The following is a 12,553-nucleotide window of genomic DNA, read 5'->3' as shown; positions in this document are numbered from 1 at the left end:
GTGCAGATCGTCGTCCTCGACGTGCACGGCCTTGTCCGCACCCATCGACAACGCCTTGCGCAACGCGTCCTTGGCATCCTCCGGACCCACGGTCAACACCGTGATCTCCGCGTCATCCGCCTCGTCCGCGATCTGCAACGCCTGCTCGACCGCATACTCGTCCAGCTCCGAGAGCAGACCGTCCACATCGTCACGGTCGACAGTCAGGTCCTCGGCGAAATGCCGATCACCGGTGGCGTCGGGCACGTACTTCACACAGACAACGATCCTCAAGCTCACGCCGGCTCTCCTCGCTCAGAGTGTCGTAAGGATGCCAACGTATGGCACTCAGTTCCCTCTGTAAAGGTACGTAGTGCCAAAACGGCCCGCGCGGTGCTACGTTCCCGGCATGAGCGAGGCGGGCGAGGTCACCGGAGCACGGAAGAAGGCACCCATGCGGGAGGTGCTGGCCGACGCCGCGTTCCAGCTGTACCTGGAGCGTGGGTTCGAACGGACGACCGTGGACGACATCGTGGCGCGGGCCGGGGTCGGGCGGCGCTCCTTCTTCCGGTACTTCCCGTCCAAGGAGGACGCGGTCTTCCCGGACCACGAGAGCTGCCTGGCCGATATGACCGCGTTCCTCGACGCCGCGAGCGATGAGCGCGACGCCATCGACGTGGTGTGCGACGGCGCCCGGCTGGTCCTGCGGCTGTACGCCGCCGACCCCCAATTCTCCGTCCAGCGCTACCGGTTGACCCGTGAGGTGCCGGGGCTGCGGACGTACGAGCTGTCCGTGGTGCGCCGCTACGAGCGCACGCTCGCCGGGTATCTGCGGCAGCGCTGGAACGGCGCCGAGAACGGAGCGCTGCGCGCGGAGGTCGCCGCCGCCTCGGTGGTGGCCGCGCACAACAACGGGCTCCGCTCCTGGCTGCGCTCGGGCGGCGAGGGCGATGCCGAAGCCGCCGTGGACCAGGCGCTCGACCTGGTGCGCACCATGTGGGCCGCGGCTCCGCAGCCCCCCGCCCCCGCCGCCGAGGACGACGAGGTCGTCGTCATGGTCGCGCCCAAGGGCGCACCCATGTGGCGCGTCATCCAGCGGGTGGAATCGGCCCTGCGGGACGACTGAATCCCCAGCGAAGGGTACTCAGTCTCTTCCTTGCGCGGCACTCAGTGCCATATGCTGCGGAGGCGGCGCGGCCACAGCCCGGCATGCGCCGGGCGAGCGCGGGAGGCCGAGGGATGTCGGAGATGTCCGGGAGCGGGATCGGCGTCATGACGCCGACGGAAACCGAAGCGGGATTCGCCTATCAGCGGTGTCGTTGGTGCGCCACCGCGTCGTTCCGGAGACTGTTGTGTCCGGTGTGCGCGTCGAGCGACCTGGATACGGAGCACAGCGCGGGACCGGGCGTCGTGATGCGGTCCCGGGTCGTCCAGCCCGGCACCGGCCCGGCGCGCAACAAGGCCCTGGTCCGCTTCCCCGAGGATTTCGTGGTGTCCTGCCGGGTCATCGGCGCGGCACCCCATCTGGTGTACACGGGCGCCATGGTGCGGCCCGCGCGCGGTGCCCGCGCCGACGCCGGAGAGGTCGTCCTGGAGCTGTGCGACGCGAGGGAGGGCGACCCCCGGCTCTGACGGTTCGAGCGGGCGGAACACGGCCGGGGGCCGTGCGGGAGACAGCCGGTGGTGACAGCACCACCGGCCGTTTCGCATGGGGCGCCGGACGCGGCGGCGGGCCGACGGCACCCTGGTGCGCTCCCGGTGAACGGCGCAGGGGAACTAGTGGTTTCCCCTGATCCGCTCACGGGTCCCGGTCTTGCAGGGTGGAAGCCACACCCCACAGAACACTCCATGAGCTTAGGTAACGCGCATTCACCCTCGAACCCGTCGCGCCCGACTGACCCGCCCGACCCGTCGGGCCGGGCTTACGCCCGCCGCCCGCCCCACCCTCTCCCGGTGCGTCGCCCCGCGCGGAGCGTCCGGTGAGTGAGAACCGGCGCCAGGAACGCATGTGCGTGATCATGAGGCTGCTCACCCGGTACGGGGAGGTCGAGGTCCACACCCTGCCCGGGCTGCTCAAGGTCTCCGGTCCGACGGTCCGCCGCGATCTGGCCCTCATGGAGGAGAAGGGCCTGCTGCTCCGGTCCTACGGAAAGATCGCCGCGGCCCGGCAGAGCACCGAGATGCCGGTCAGTTTCCGGCACGCCCGGAACACCGAGGCCAAACAGCGCATCGGAGCCCTGGCCTCGTCCCTCATCCCCCGCCGCCCGCTGACCGTGGCGCTGAGCGGTGGCAGCACCGTGCGCTTCGTCGCCCAGCACCTGGCGGGACGGCCGGATCTGACGGTGGTGACGAACGGGCTCGACACGGTGGGTTCGCTGCTCTCCCGGCAACGGGTCCAGGTGGTGGTGACCGGCGGACAGGCACGTCCCCTCTCGAACGATCTCGTCGGCCGGGGTGCCGAACGGACGCTGCGCTCCTACCGGTTCGACTTCGCCGTCATCGGGGTGGACGGCATCAGCCCCGAGAAGGGACTCACCCGCCACAGTGTCCGGGGCGCGGAAGTCGACCGGACGATGCTGGAACAGGCCGACCACACCATCGTGGTGGCCGACAGCTCCAAGTTCGGCCGGGTGCACCGCGCGAAGATCGTCGACGCCGCGGCGGTGCACACCATCGTGACCGACTCCCACGCCGAGGCCGCCGCGGTGGCGCGGCTGAGGGAGAGCGGTGTGACCACCACCCTGGTCGTGGTTCCGCCCCCCGCCCCGGAATCCGGGTCCCGGGCCAGCTGACCCCGGCGGCCGCCGGTCCGCCCCCGTCGTCGTCCCGTCATGGTGCCGCCGCGGCCCCGGCGTTGTGCGGTCCGCGCGAGCCTCGCGGGCGGACCGGGCCGTGTCCGGCGCTCAGCCCTTGAGCGCGCGGCCCGCGACGGCGAGGGCGACCCGGCGCGGCGCGAACCGGGACGCCACCGCCGAGATGCGGTTGCCCAGTCCCGCCACGGTGCTCGGCGGGGTGCTGCGGCGCTCCAGGGCACGGCGGGTCGCCGTGACCACCTGGGCGGGGGTCGCCACGCGTCCGACGGCGGCGTCCTGGTTGCCGACGACGTCGAAGAACTCGGTGTCGACCGGTCCCGGAGACACCGCCAGCACGCGCAGCGAGGACCGGCGGTTCTCGTAGGCGAGCGATTCGGTGAGGCTCAGCACGAACGCCTTGGTGGCGCCGTAGACCGCCATGGCCGGAGTGGGCTGGTAGGCGGCGGTGCTGGCCACCGTCACCAGGGCGCCGCGGCCGTCGGACACCAGATCCGGGAGGAAGGCGCGGGTGATGTCGGCGACCGCGCCGATGTTCACCTGGATCATGCGGCTGATCTGCTCCGGGTCCTGTTCCAGGAAGGCGCCGTGACTTCCGAATCCGGCGTTGTTGATCAGCGTCTGCACGGTGATGCCGCGCGCGTCGAGCTCCGCCCGCAGGGCCGCTCCGGCCCCGGGCCGCGAGAGGTCGGCGGCGATCGGGGTGGCGGTGATGGAGTGGTTCCGCTCCAGCGTCCCGGCGAGGGCTTCCAGCCGGTCGAGGCGACGGGCGACAAGCACCACATCGGCGCCGCGCTCGGCCCACTGACGGGCGAATTCCTCCCCCAGACCGGCGCTGGCGCCGGTGATCAGGGCCGTGGTTCCCCGGTAGGTCATGGTGGGCATGGTCGGACACTCCGCGTTCTGGGGCTGGACGACGTACGGGATAATGAATGTAGGCACCTGCCAGCATTGTAGTCAACCGACAACATTGATCGACGGCATCGACCGGCGACAGCGAGGAGAGATCACCGTGGCCGAGGGGTCCTACCATCACGGCAACCTGAGGGCCGCCCTGCTGGAGCGCGCCGAGGCCGTGCTCACCGAGTCCGGCCCCGCCGGGCTCTCCCTGCGTGGTCTCGCCCGTGACCTCGGGGTGAGCCACGCCGCCCCGACCCGGCACTTCCGCGACCGTCAGGCCCTTCTCGACGCGCTCGCGGTCAGCGGTTTCACCGAGTTCAACCGGCGTCTGGGCGAGGCCGCGGACGGTCCCGGCGGGGTCGAGCGGCGGCTGGAGGCACTCGGCAGGGCGTACCTCGGGTTCGCGGTCGAACGTCACGCCCTGCTGCACCTGATGTTCGCCGCGAAACACGAGGAGCGGTCCAGCGAGGAGCTGCGCCAGCTCGGCCATCACGCGCTGGACATCGCGTCCCGGCTGCTCGTGGAGGCGCAGACGGCCGGTGCCGTCCGCCCCGGCGACCCGGCCCGCCTCGCCCAGATCGCGTTCTCCACGGTGCATGGACTCGCCGTGCTGGCCGTCGGCGGTCTGCTGGACGAGACCCCGCTCGACGAGGCCAGTGATCTGGCCCTCCGGGTTCTCCTGGCCGGTCTGCGGCCTCCGGCGTAAAGGTGATCAGTTCTCTTCTTTACCGCGGCGTCGATGTTCCTTATTCAATCCTTCATGTACATGCATCGTTGAAGACTTATGCAATGACTCCGCACTCCGATCGAAATCCCGTCCGGCCTGCTGCGGCGTCTTATTGACGATGCGTCAGGTGTGAACGCTCCTTCCGCGGTTTACCTGTTTATGGTAGAAACTCTTTTCACGCGGAGGGACTTCTTCCGCGGATTCCATCTTCCATCTGAGGTCGTACGCCTCCCCCCTCGCCGTCCGCCGGTGGGGTCTGTTGGCGTGCCGTCGGATGGCAAGAGAAAGGTGCGTTCACATGGCCCTGCGCCACATGAGGCGGAACGCCGGCCGGATGCTAGTGATATCCCTAGCGACCTGCGGGCTCGCGACGGCCGGGACGGTGGTCGCGTCGGCGGCCGACGAGCCCACGCGTGAGCAGCTGCTGGCGGACTGCGAATCCGGTGAGGGGAAGTGCACCTTCAACTCACCTCAGCTCGGTGAGCCCTACCTCGGCAATTTCCAGCAGGTCTCGGACACCCTCTACAACTGCAGCACCTCGGACAGCACCAAGAAGCTGAGCTGGACGCAGAAGGTCGGTTCCACCGATTCCATCGGCGTTTCCATCACCGTCGGTGCGAAAATCATGGACATCGTCGATCTCAGTGTGACCACGACCTATGGTCACACCTGGACCAGAGAGTCGACGGAGTCCGACGAGCAGAACGTGACGGCGAAGCCCGGGGAAGTCGCATGGATCTCCCGTGCCCAGCTGATGCGGGACGTCTCCGGTGAATGGCAGACGCATTACGACAGCCCCAAGTGGGACCACTATTACTGGTTCGTGCCGGACACCATCACCAGCCCGGCGGAAAACGGAACAGGCGGAAAGAACAGCTCGGTCGTCGTCCGCAGCCGTCCCATGACCACGGCGGAGAAGGCGTCCTGTGAGGGCAACGGGAAAGCGGTGTTCGCCAAGTAGACCGCGGCGGCACGGCTGATGATGCCGACGACCGGATGACCTCGGTCGGTGCGGCACGGCGGTTGAGCAGTCGCTTCGGGATTGACCAGCCCGACGTCTGACGGCCGTCTCTGGGGGACAGGGCGGGGGAGACCACCCCGTCATACGGACTTCGCCGGTCCGTGCTGAGCGCGATCGCGCCCGACACGGACCGCATCCCCATGTCCGGGCCCGGTGGCGGTGGTGAGGAGAGCCGGGTTTGGCCGACGGGTGGCCGGTGGTACCGATGGACCGTTGCTGCCGGTGCGGGCCAGGGTCGCTCGTGGAGCGGCCGGCCACGCGGGATGTGTCATGAGGTGGGCCCCGATGACGACTGATGGGCAAGAGCCGCGCCGCGTGGTGCTGGTGGTGGGAGGCACCGGGCAGCAAGGAGGAGCCGTCGCGCGGCATCTGCTGGCGGCGGGCCGGCCGGTGCGGGCGCTGACCCGCAGCCCGGGCAAACCGGCCGCCCGTGCCCTGGCGGACCGGGGCGCGCAGGTGGTGGCCGGGGACCTGGGTGACGCGGACTCATTGCGCGCGGCCCTGGACGGGGTGGCCGCGGTGTTCTGTGTGACGCAGTTCTTCGAGGCCGGTTACGAGGGCGAGGTGCGCCAGGGCAGGCTCATGGTGGACCTGGCGGAAGAGGCGGGTGTGGACCACTTCGTGTTCAGCTCGGTGGGCAGCGCCGACCGGAACACCGGTATCCCGCACTTCGACAGCAAGTACGAGATCGAGCGGCACCTCGCGCGGAGCCGGCTCCCGTACACCGTTCTGCGGCCGGTGTTCCTGATGGAGAACTGGGAGGGCCGCCGGTCCGAGCTCATGGACGGCGTCCTGGAGACACCGCTGTCACCGGACCGTCCCGTACAGCAGGTCAGCGTCGAGGACATCGGCGCCTTCACCCTGCTGGCCCTGAGCCGACCCGGTCAGTGGAAGGGGCGGTCGGTGGATCTTGCCGGTGACGAGCTGTCCATGACGCGGACCGCCGAGGTCTTCGCCCGGGTGCTGCGACGGGCGGTTCAGGTGCGACGCGTCTCCTGGGAGGACTTCCGCGCCCGGCAGGGCGAGGAGATGTATGTGATGAACCGCTGGTTCGAGACCACCGGCTACGCGGCCGACCTCGCGCGGCTGCGGCAGGAGCGCCCCGGGACGCTGTCGCTGGAGGACTATCTGCGCGGGCACCGCTGGGAGGGGTGAGCCGCCCGGGGGCGGGCCGGCCGACACCTCCCGGCGGTGGCGCTCACAGCTTCTCGAAGGGGTCGTGCTCGGAGAGCAGCCGCTCCACCCTCGCCTGATCGACCCGGCTGACGATCTGTCCGGCCTCCTGCCGGTCCCGGATCACCTTGGCCAGGGTGAAGGCCGAGGTCACCAGGTAGAGCACGGCGATGGCGAGGAAACCGCGCACCCAGGCGTCGGCCTCCAGCCGGAAGATGCCGACGGCGGTGGCCGCCATGGCGACGGAGAACGAGGCGACCGCCTGACCGTAGAACGCCGCCGTACTCTGCTGTTTGACCGGTGTGTCACTCATACGGACAAGAATCGGGGTATGTGCGGGACCCCGCATCCGTCCGGATACTCAGGGACGTACTCAGACCGCCCCGTCCGTGTGACGGGCTGTGGCGTGCCCGGACAGGGCCCGCCACGCGGTGTGGAAAGCTGGCCCCGGCCCAGGTGGTGGCGGAAAGACCGGAGTAGGAGACGTTCATGGGAGAGCAGCGCACATGGGAAGAGCTCGCGGTGGCGGTGGCGGAGATGTCACGGACGCTGCTGGCGCAGCCCTCGGTGCAGAGCACTCTCGACGAGATCGTCCGGCACGCCGTGAACCTGGTCGAAGGGTGTGAGAACGCGGGTGTGCTCATCCTGGAGAACCGGAAGAGTGTGCGGACACTGGCGGCCAGCAGCGATCTGGTGCACCAGTCCGACGCGGCGCAGCAGGACGCGGGGGAGGGCCCGTGTTTCGACGCGGCCCGTACCCTGCACGAGGCTTACCGGATCGAGGACATGACCGAGAGCCAGCCGCGCTGGCCCCGCTACGCCCCCAGGGCCCGGGAGTTGGGCGTCGGCAGCATGATGGGGTTCCTCCTGTTCACCGAGGAGGGTTCCCTGGGGGCGCTCGACATGTACTCCTCGCGGCCCGGTGTCTTCACCGCCACTTCCGAGAACGTCGGCTGGATCCTCGCCTCGCATGCGGCGGTGGCCTTCTCCAGTGCCCGCAGCACCGCCCAGTTGCACACCGCGATGGAGACCCGTAACGAGATCGGCGAGGCGCTCGGCATCATCATGGAGCGCTTCAAGGTCACGGATGACCAGGCGTTCGAGGTGCTGAAGAAGAGCTCCCAGGACCAGAACATCAAGCTCCGGGACGTCGCCCACACGGTCGTCACGACCGGGCGGATCCCCGGAGCCCGCTGACCCGGGCGCTTCCCCGGCCGGGCCTGGGTGCGCACGGCTACCGACGCTCCCACGGCGGGTCATCGGCGTGTGCGAGCTGTGTCTCCTCGATCAGCGGACTGCTCCGCAGCACCACGGGGGGCGCCGGTTCCTGCGGCCAGGCGGTGACGAGATAGCGCTCGGTGGGCACGGTGTTCGTCCCGCCGGGGTTCGACGCCCGTCCCCGGGCGTGCACCCTGACGCGGTACCAGCCCGGCCCCCGGGAGTTGAGCACCGGAAGTTCGGTGAGAACGGCGTCATGGGCGGAGGCCACCCGCAGCTCTCCCTCGACCGACCGCACACTGATCTCGACGACCTCTTCCCACGAAGCCGTCTGTTCGGGTGGGGCCGTGTCGGCGGCCTCGGCCCCGATCTTCACGAAGCCGGTGTGGATACCGGTACGCACCCATGCCCCGTATGCCATGGGCGCGGCCAGCCCGGCCGACCAACAGGCCGTACCGAAGGGTTCCTCGACATCATCCGTGATGCCGAAGATGCCATCGCTCACGAACATCACCGATGATGTGGGCATAGATCGGACTTTATCAAGGCGCCTCATCGGATACGGGGAGCGTGTGTGAGTGTGGCCCCGCGTCGTCCTCAGGAGGCGCGGCCCGCCTCGGGGACCGTTTCCTCCGGGGGTACGGGACCCGGTGGCGTACCGTCACCGAACGGGCGCCCGCCCAGCTCCTCCCGTCCGTGCGGGGCCGACCACCCCGAGAGATCGGGGCCGAGCGGCACGATGCGCCGGGGGTTGATGTCGGTGTGCACCTGGTAGCAGTGGCGCTTGGGCGTTCGGAGGCCCGCGTCTTGGTGGGAAGTGTGGTGAGCCCGCCGCGCTGGTGCGCTGCAAGGTTCGGCATTGAGGGGGGCGTCTACAGTAAGTGTGAATACTGGGGCAAGGCCATGGAGCGAGAACCTAGTATCCGGGCTGTTGGCGGAGACTTCTCACAGTAGCTACCCGGACTCTTTCCGGTCAACTACTTCGGCCGGAAGTATGTTGAATTGATTGGCTCACGAAATCCGAGCGCATCGAAGGTGCTTCAGCGCACAGAGTTGGAAGGGGTTGGATTGTGGACGTCATTTCAGACCCCTTCGCCTGAAATGGGAGTGAATCGGCGTCACGTAAGCGGGGTCCTTGAAAAGTCGGGAGGTGGGCGGTTCGCCTGCTGAGCACTGAATGTGACGGCTTGTCGATTTCTGTCGGCAGCGACCCTGGACGCAGAACAGGAATGGCTGCTGGTGATCATGTGGTGTCGGGTCCGTATGAGCACCGAGCGAGTCCATGCCTGCGCGCCCATCTTCCCGTATGCCGTCATGCCTTCGGCGACTGGGGGACTCCTCCAGTCGCCGACCCGCGGGAAAAACTCGCTGACCTGCGGAGTCACCTGCGGCCCCGCACCGCCCTCGGGCTGGCATGACGAACCCGGACACAAGATCACTTCTCAAGGGCCCTGTGGACCGACGGCTGATGAGATGGATTGACCGTCGATCAGATTCTTCGTGAAGGTCCGACTTGTTCAGACCCGGGTGAGGGACCTCGTCAACAACTACTTGAACTACTGAGATGGAACGGTTAAGTTGCCTTCTCAACTTCCGCAAGGTCACAAGTCGCGAGGCTTGCAGGGGAGGAGAACGGCAGTTCCGTTTCAATCAACTCGAACCGGAACACGAGCCACTAGGAGTACTCGCCATGAAAATCATGGTAAACGGAGAACCGAAAGAAGTCTCGAATTCTGCGGCAGTGGGTGGCGTCGTCGACGAGCACTCATCTTCCCGCCAAGGTGTCGCTGTCGCCGTCAATGAAACCGTTCTTACGAGATCGCTCTGGGACTCCACTCCGCTGACCGAAGGCGATCGGATTGAAATCGTAACCGCGATGCAGGGAGGTTGACATGAGTGCTGGCGATCCTCTATTCATCGACGGTGTAGAACTGACCTCACGACTCATGCTCGGCTCGACCGAGAACTGTGACCTGGACCTCTTGGACAGAGTGCTGTCGGCATCCGGAGCCCAGCTTGTCACCGCGGCGATACGCAGGAAGCCACCAGGCCCTACGAGCCCATCGATCCTCGACGTGTTCGGCCGACATGCCGTTCGCGTCATACCCAACACATCGGGATGCGCAACCGCGCGGGAAGCCATACTGACGACCCGGCTCGCCCGGGAGGCCACCGGTGCCAACTGGGTCAAACTCGAAATCACGCAAGACTCACGCTATCTGATGCCCGATCCGCGCGAACTGCTCACCGCAGCTGAAAAGCTCGCTGCCGAAGGGTTTGTCGTCATGCCCTACATGAGCGACGATCCCGGTTTGGCCAGGCGGCTGGAAGAGGTGGGTTGCGCCGCACTGATGCCGCTGGGCTCCCCCATCGGCTCCGGTCTCGGCATCGCGAATCCACGTAACATCGAGATGATCGTGGAACAGTCCAGCGTCCCTGTCATCGTTGACGCAGGCATCGGCACCGCGTCCGACGCCGCTCAAGCCATGGAACTCGGTTGTGCCTGCGTCGCGACCGCTACCGCCATTGTCGGCGCAGGCAACCCCCTACATATGGCCACGGCGATGCGCAAAGCCATCGAGGCGGGCAGACTTGCCCACCTGGCCGCGCGGATCCCCAAACGCCGCGAAGCCGTCGCCTCTTCACCGCTGACCGGCCACGCCGTCCTGCAGAGCCCACAGTGACTATCGAGAAGCTGCCGGGTGGGTCGCAGGCATCGCCACCATGATTGGTTGAGCGGCGGCAGGCTTGGCGTTACGACTGCCGGGCCGGTCTGAGCGTGACGTCGGCCAGTTCGGCGTCCCGAGGCAGGTCGATGGCTGTCAGAATGGCCGTCGCAACAGATTCGGGACTGATCAGGTGCGTGGGTTCGTAGTCATGTCCCTCGTACCGCAGCACCTGCTCTCCCATGGGGGTGGCCGTGCGGCCAGGGTGCACTGAGGTCACACGTACACCATTGCCGTGCTCCTCTGCCCGCAAAGTATCGGCCAGTGCCTTGAGCCCGTACTTGGACGCCGAATACACGGGAAAGGCCGTGCGCGTGCTCAGACCGGCGCTTGAGTTGACGAACACCACATGCCCTCGTGTGGACCGCAAGGCGGGCAGCACGAGCCGGGTCAGCTCCGCGGGCGCGATGAGATTGACCGCCAGCGTCGCTTCCCAGAGGCTGGCGGGCACCTCGACGACCCGACCAACGGTCAGACAGCCCGCGGCATGGACGAGCGAGTCCAGCCAGCTCGGTAGCCCCGCACGCTCTAGAGCCGTAGCGAGCTCCGCTGGCTGGGCAAGGTCCGCCACCACGACCCTGGCACCAGGAAATGTCTCGGCCAAATCCGCGGCCCGCTCCGGGTTCCGGGCCAGCAACCAAAGATCATCCCGGCGTGCATGCAGGCGCCTGGCAACTGCCGCACCGATGCCGGATCCGGCACCCGTGACCATATGTATCCTTGCCGACGGTCGCTCCACCTGGCACCTCCCGCGCCTTTTCATATGCAATCGTATCCATCTCTGCGTATTTATCGACAGCTGTGATGCTCTCGACTCTCGCGGTTATGGGGTCCGTGTCACCTCGTTGACCTGCGATGCCTTCTTTTCTTGTTTTCCCGCGTGGCCTGGGGTGATGCCGATACATCGCACCTTGATCAAGGCTTGCCGGCAGTGATATCGCCTTCGAGGGCGGACTCGAGGATCCTCTTCGTCAGCTGCGGCAGCAACCCGCCCTCGCCCGTCAGCTTGGTCCCGCCAGCCCTGGCCCGGACTGACCGATCGCTCTACCCGCCCCAAGATCACCCAGGTCACCTTCGAACCCACACCCGCCGAACTCACCCGCCCCACCAAGGACGCTGTCGCCCGCGCCGAGCTCGACCACGCTCGGCCGCCACCGGCAGCGATACTGTGCGCATCACCGCCCTCTACAACGACGGCATCACCCGCACAAGGATGACCGATGCCCTCGCCCTCTACACGAACACTCCCGGTCGGCTGTTCGGCTGCCAGGACCACGACGACCACCGCCTCAGCGAACGGCTCATCGTCGGCTTCCACCGCCTGAGGTTTCCTCGAACGGGCCGATCGGGTGGACTGGGATGACGGGCTCGACTTCCTCGATCAACTCGAGGATGGGCACCCTCAACGGCGCCTGGGTCGACACCATCTGGAACGCCAAGCCCACCAAACGCGAACGCGAAGCGGGCCGGCACCGACACGACCACAAATGGGAGTTGCGCCGAGCTCTGTATGAGCGTGGCATCGTCTCCCAGTTCGTGACCCGCCAGAGCGCACCGGAGCCCGACGACGCGGCAGAAACAGACACCGACGCTGAGGCCGAAGCACCCACTCCACCACCGGCATCCACCCCGGACAGAACCGGCAACAGCGTTCTTCGACCGCGCCATCGTGCCACCGACTGGCTCCACTCGGCAGCATGCAGGCGAGGATGCGGCCCTCTGCGTCAGCGGCGGATAGCGACGACTTCGACCTCCGCGTTCATCGCGCGCAGCCGCCTGACTGCCTGGAGCAGCGAGACCTGGGCAAGCCTGCGCAACCTCGCCATCGGCATCCACCGCCAGGACGGCCACACCAACATCGCCGCCGCCCTCCGCCACGCTGCCCGAGACCACCTGCGGCCCCTCACCGCCCTCGGGCTGGCATGACGAACCCGGACACGAGATCACTCCTCAAGGACCCTGGGGGAGACAGTGGGGGCGGGCGCTGGTCCGTGACTGG

16 protein-coding genes and 2 pseudogenes are annotated in these 12,553 nt (G+C 67.6%); 11 read left to right on the top strand and 7 right to left on the bottom strand.

What is annotated here, in order from left to right; genetic code table 11:
- Positions 1-279, bottom strand: a 279-nt coding sequence (locus AC07FT_RS32775; RefSeq protein ID WP_479179695.1) for an electron transfer flavoprotein subunit beta/FixA family protein, incomplete at its 3' end; no start/stop codon positions are given.
- Between the two features lie 154 nt (positions 280-433).
- On the opposite strand from AC07FT_RS32775, the gene AC07FT_RS32770 reads away from it, so the two are divergent.
- From AC07FT_RS32770 to AC07FT_RS32760, 3 genes are all read left to right on the top strand, one after another.
- Positions 434-1,105 (top strand): TetR family transcriptional regulator, encoded by a 672-nt coding sequence (locus AC07FT_RS32770; RefSeq protein ID WP_471206326.1) that lies wholly within the window; start codon positions 434-436, stop codon positions 1,103-1,105.
- A 146-nt stretch (positions 1,106-1,251) separates the two neighbouring features.
- Positions 1,252-1,611: a Zn-ribbon domain-containing OB-fold protein gene (locus AC07FT_RS32765; RefSeq protein ID WP_479179694.1), complete on the top strand. Its 360-nt coding sequence runs from the start codon at positions 1,252-1,254 to the stop codon at positions 1,609-1,611.
- A gap of 347 nt (positions 1,612-1,958) precedes the next feature.
- Positions 1,959-2,771: a DeoR/GlpR family DNA-binding transcription regulator gene (locus tag AC07FT_RS32760; protein WP_479179692.1), complete on the top strand. Its 813-nt coding sequence runs from the start codon at positions 1,959-1,961 to the stop codon at positions 2,769-2,771.
- Positions 2,772-2,882: 111 nt separating this feature from the next.
- Here the strand turns inward: AC07FT_RS32760 and AC07FT_RS32755 are convergent, their stop codons facing one another.
- Positions 2,883-3,731: an SDR family NAD(P)-dependent oxidoreductase gene (locus AC07FT_RS32755; protein WP_479179691.1), complete on the bottom strand. Its 849-nt coding sequence runs from the start codon at positions 3,729-3,731 to the stop codon at positions 2,883-2,885.
- 70 nt (positions 3,732-3,801) lie between these two features.
- Here AC07FT_RS32755 and AC07FT_RS32750 point away from each other — a divergent pair, with 70 nt between their 5' ends.
- From AC07FT_RS32750 to AC07FT_RS32740, 3 genes are all read left to right on the top strand, one after another.
- The gene (locus AC07FT_RS32750) at positions 3,802-4,395 is read left to right on the top strand and encodes a TetR/AcrR family transcriptional regulator (RefSeq protein WP_479179690.1); all 594 of its coding nucleotides are present in this window, start codon (positions 3,802-3,804) and stop codon (positions 4,393-4,395) included.
- A gap of 319 nt (positions 4,396-4,714) precedes the next feature.
- Complete coding sequence (locus AC07FT_RS32745) at positions 4,715-5,377, top strand: hypothetical protein (protein WP_471206214.1); 663 nt, start codon at positions 4,715-4,717, stop codon at positions 5,375-5,377.
- Between the two features lie 345 nt (positions 5,378-5,722).
- Positions 5,723-6,592: an NmrA/HSCARG family protein gene (locus AC07FT_RS32740; RefSeq protein ID WP_479179689.1), complete on the top strand. Its 870-nt coding sequence runs from the start codon at positions 5,723-5,725 to the stop codon at positions 6,590-6,592.
- A 43-nt stretch (positions 6,593-6,635) separates the two neighbouring features.
- On the opposite strand, the gene AC07FT_RS32735 is transcribed toward AC07FT_RS32740, so the two are convergent.
- A complete protein-coding gene (locus tag AC07FT_RS32735) occupies positions 6,636-6,923 on the bottom strand; it encodes a YiaA/YiaB family inner membrane protein (RefSeq protein WP_431776357.1) in 288 nt (95 codons plus the stop codon).
- Between the two features lie 176 nt (positions 6,924-7,099).
- On the opposite strand from AC07FT_RS32735, the gene AC07FT_RS32730 reads away from it, so the two are divergent.
- Entirely contained in the window at positions 7,100-7,807 is a 708-nt protein-coding gene (locus tag AC07FT_RS32730) for a GAF and ANTAR domain-containing protein (RefSeq protein ID WP_479179687.1), read from the top strand.
- Positions 7,808-7,844: 37 nt separating this feature from the next.
- Here AC07FT_RS32730 and AC07FT_RS32725 read toward each other — a convergent pair whose 3' ends face one another.
- Entirely contained in the window at positions 7,845-8,357 is a 513-nt protein-coding gene (locus tag AC07FT_RS32725; protein ID WP_479179685.1) for a hypothetical protein, read from the bottom strand.
- A 68-nt stretch (positions 8,358-8,425) separates the two neighbouring features.
- A pseudogene (locus AC07FT_RS32720) lies at positions 8,426-8,614 on the bottom strand (glutathione S-transferase family protein); the annotation flags it as partial.
- Positions 8,615-9,518: 904 nt separating this feature from the next.
- On the opposite strand from AC07FT_RS32720, the gene thiS reads away from it, so the two are divergent.
- Together thiS and AC07FT_RS32710 are read left to right on the top strand one after the other, a co-directional pair.
- Entirely contained in the window at positions 9,519-9,719 is a 201-nt protein-coding gene (gene thiS, locus AC07FT_RS32715) for a sulfur carrier protein ThiS (RefSeq protein WP_479179684.1), read from the top strand.
- A gap of 1 nt (position 9,720) precedes the next feature.
- The gene (locus AC07FT_RS32710; RefSeq protein ID WP_479179683.1) at positions 9,721-10,512 is read left to right on the top strand and encodes a thiazole synthase; all 792 of its coding nucleotides are present in this window, start codon (positions 9,721-9,723) and stop codon (positions 10,510-10,512) included.
- A gap of 70 nt (positions 10,513-10,582) precedes the next feature.
- Here the strand turns inward: AC07FT_RS32710 and AC07FT_RS32705 are convergent, their stop codons facing one another.
- Together AC07FT_RS32705 and AC07FT_RS32700 are read right to left on the bottom strand one after the other, a co-directional pair.
- On the bottom strand, positions 10,583-11,266 hold the full coding sequence (locus AC07FT_RS32705) for an SDR family oxidoreductase (RefSeq protein ID WP_479179682.1): 684 nt from the start codon (positions 11,264-11,266) through the stop codon (positions 10,583-10,585).
- Positions 11,267-11,484: 218 nt separating this feature from the next.
- A pseudogene (locus AC07FT_RS32700) lies at positions 11,485-11,583 on the bottom strand (transposase); the annotation flags it as partial.
- A 139-nt stretch (positions 11,584-11,722) separates the two neighbouring features.
- On the opposite strand from AC07FT_RS32700, the gene AC07FT_RS32695 reads away from it, so the two are divergent.
- Together AC07FT_RS32695 and AC07FT_RS32690 are read left to right on the top strand one after the other, a co-directional pair.
- The gene (locus AC07FT_RS32695) at positions 11,723-11,917 is read left to right on the top strand and encodes a hypothetical protein (protein WP_479179681.1); all 195 of its coding nucleotides are present in this window, start codon (positions 11,723-11,725) and stop codon (positions 11,915-11,917) included.
- 29 nt (positions 11,918-11,946) lie between these two features.
- A complete protein-coding gene (locus AC07FT_RS32690) occupies positions 11,947-12,480 on the top strand; it encodes a hypothetical protein (RefSeq protein WP_479179679.1) in 534 nt (177 codons plus the stop codon).
- The last annotated feature ends 73 nt before the right edge of the window (positions 12,481-12,553 follow it).

This window comes from Streptomyces sp. NPDC045899, from assembly GCF_056431485.1.
This window is presented reverse-complemented; position numbering and strand designations above follow the sequence as displayed.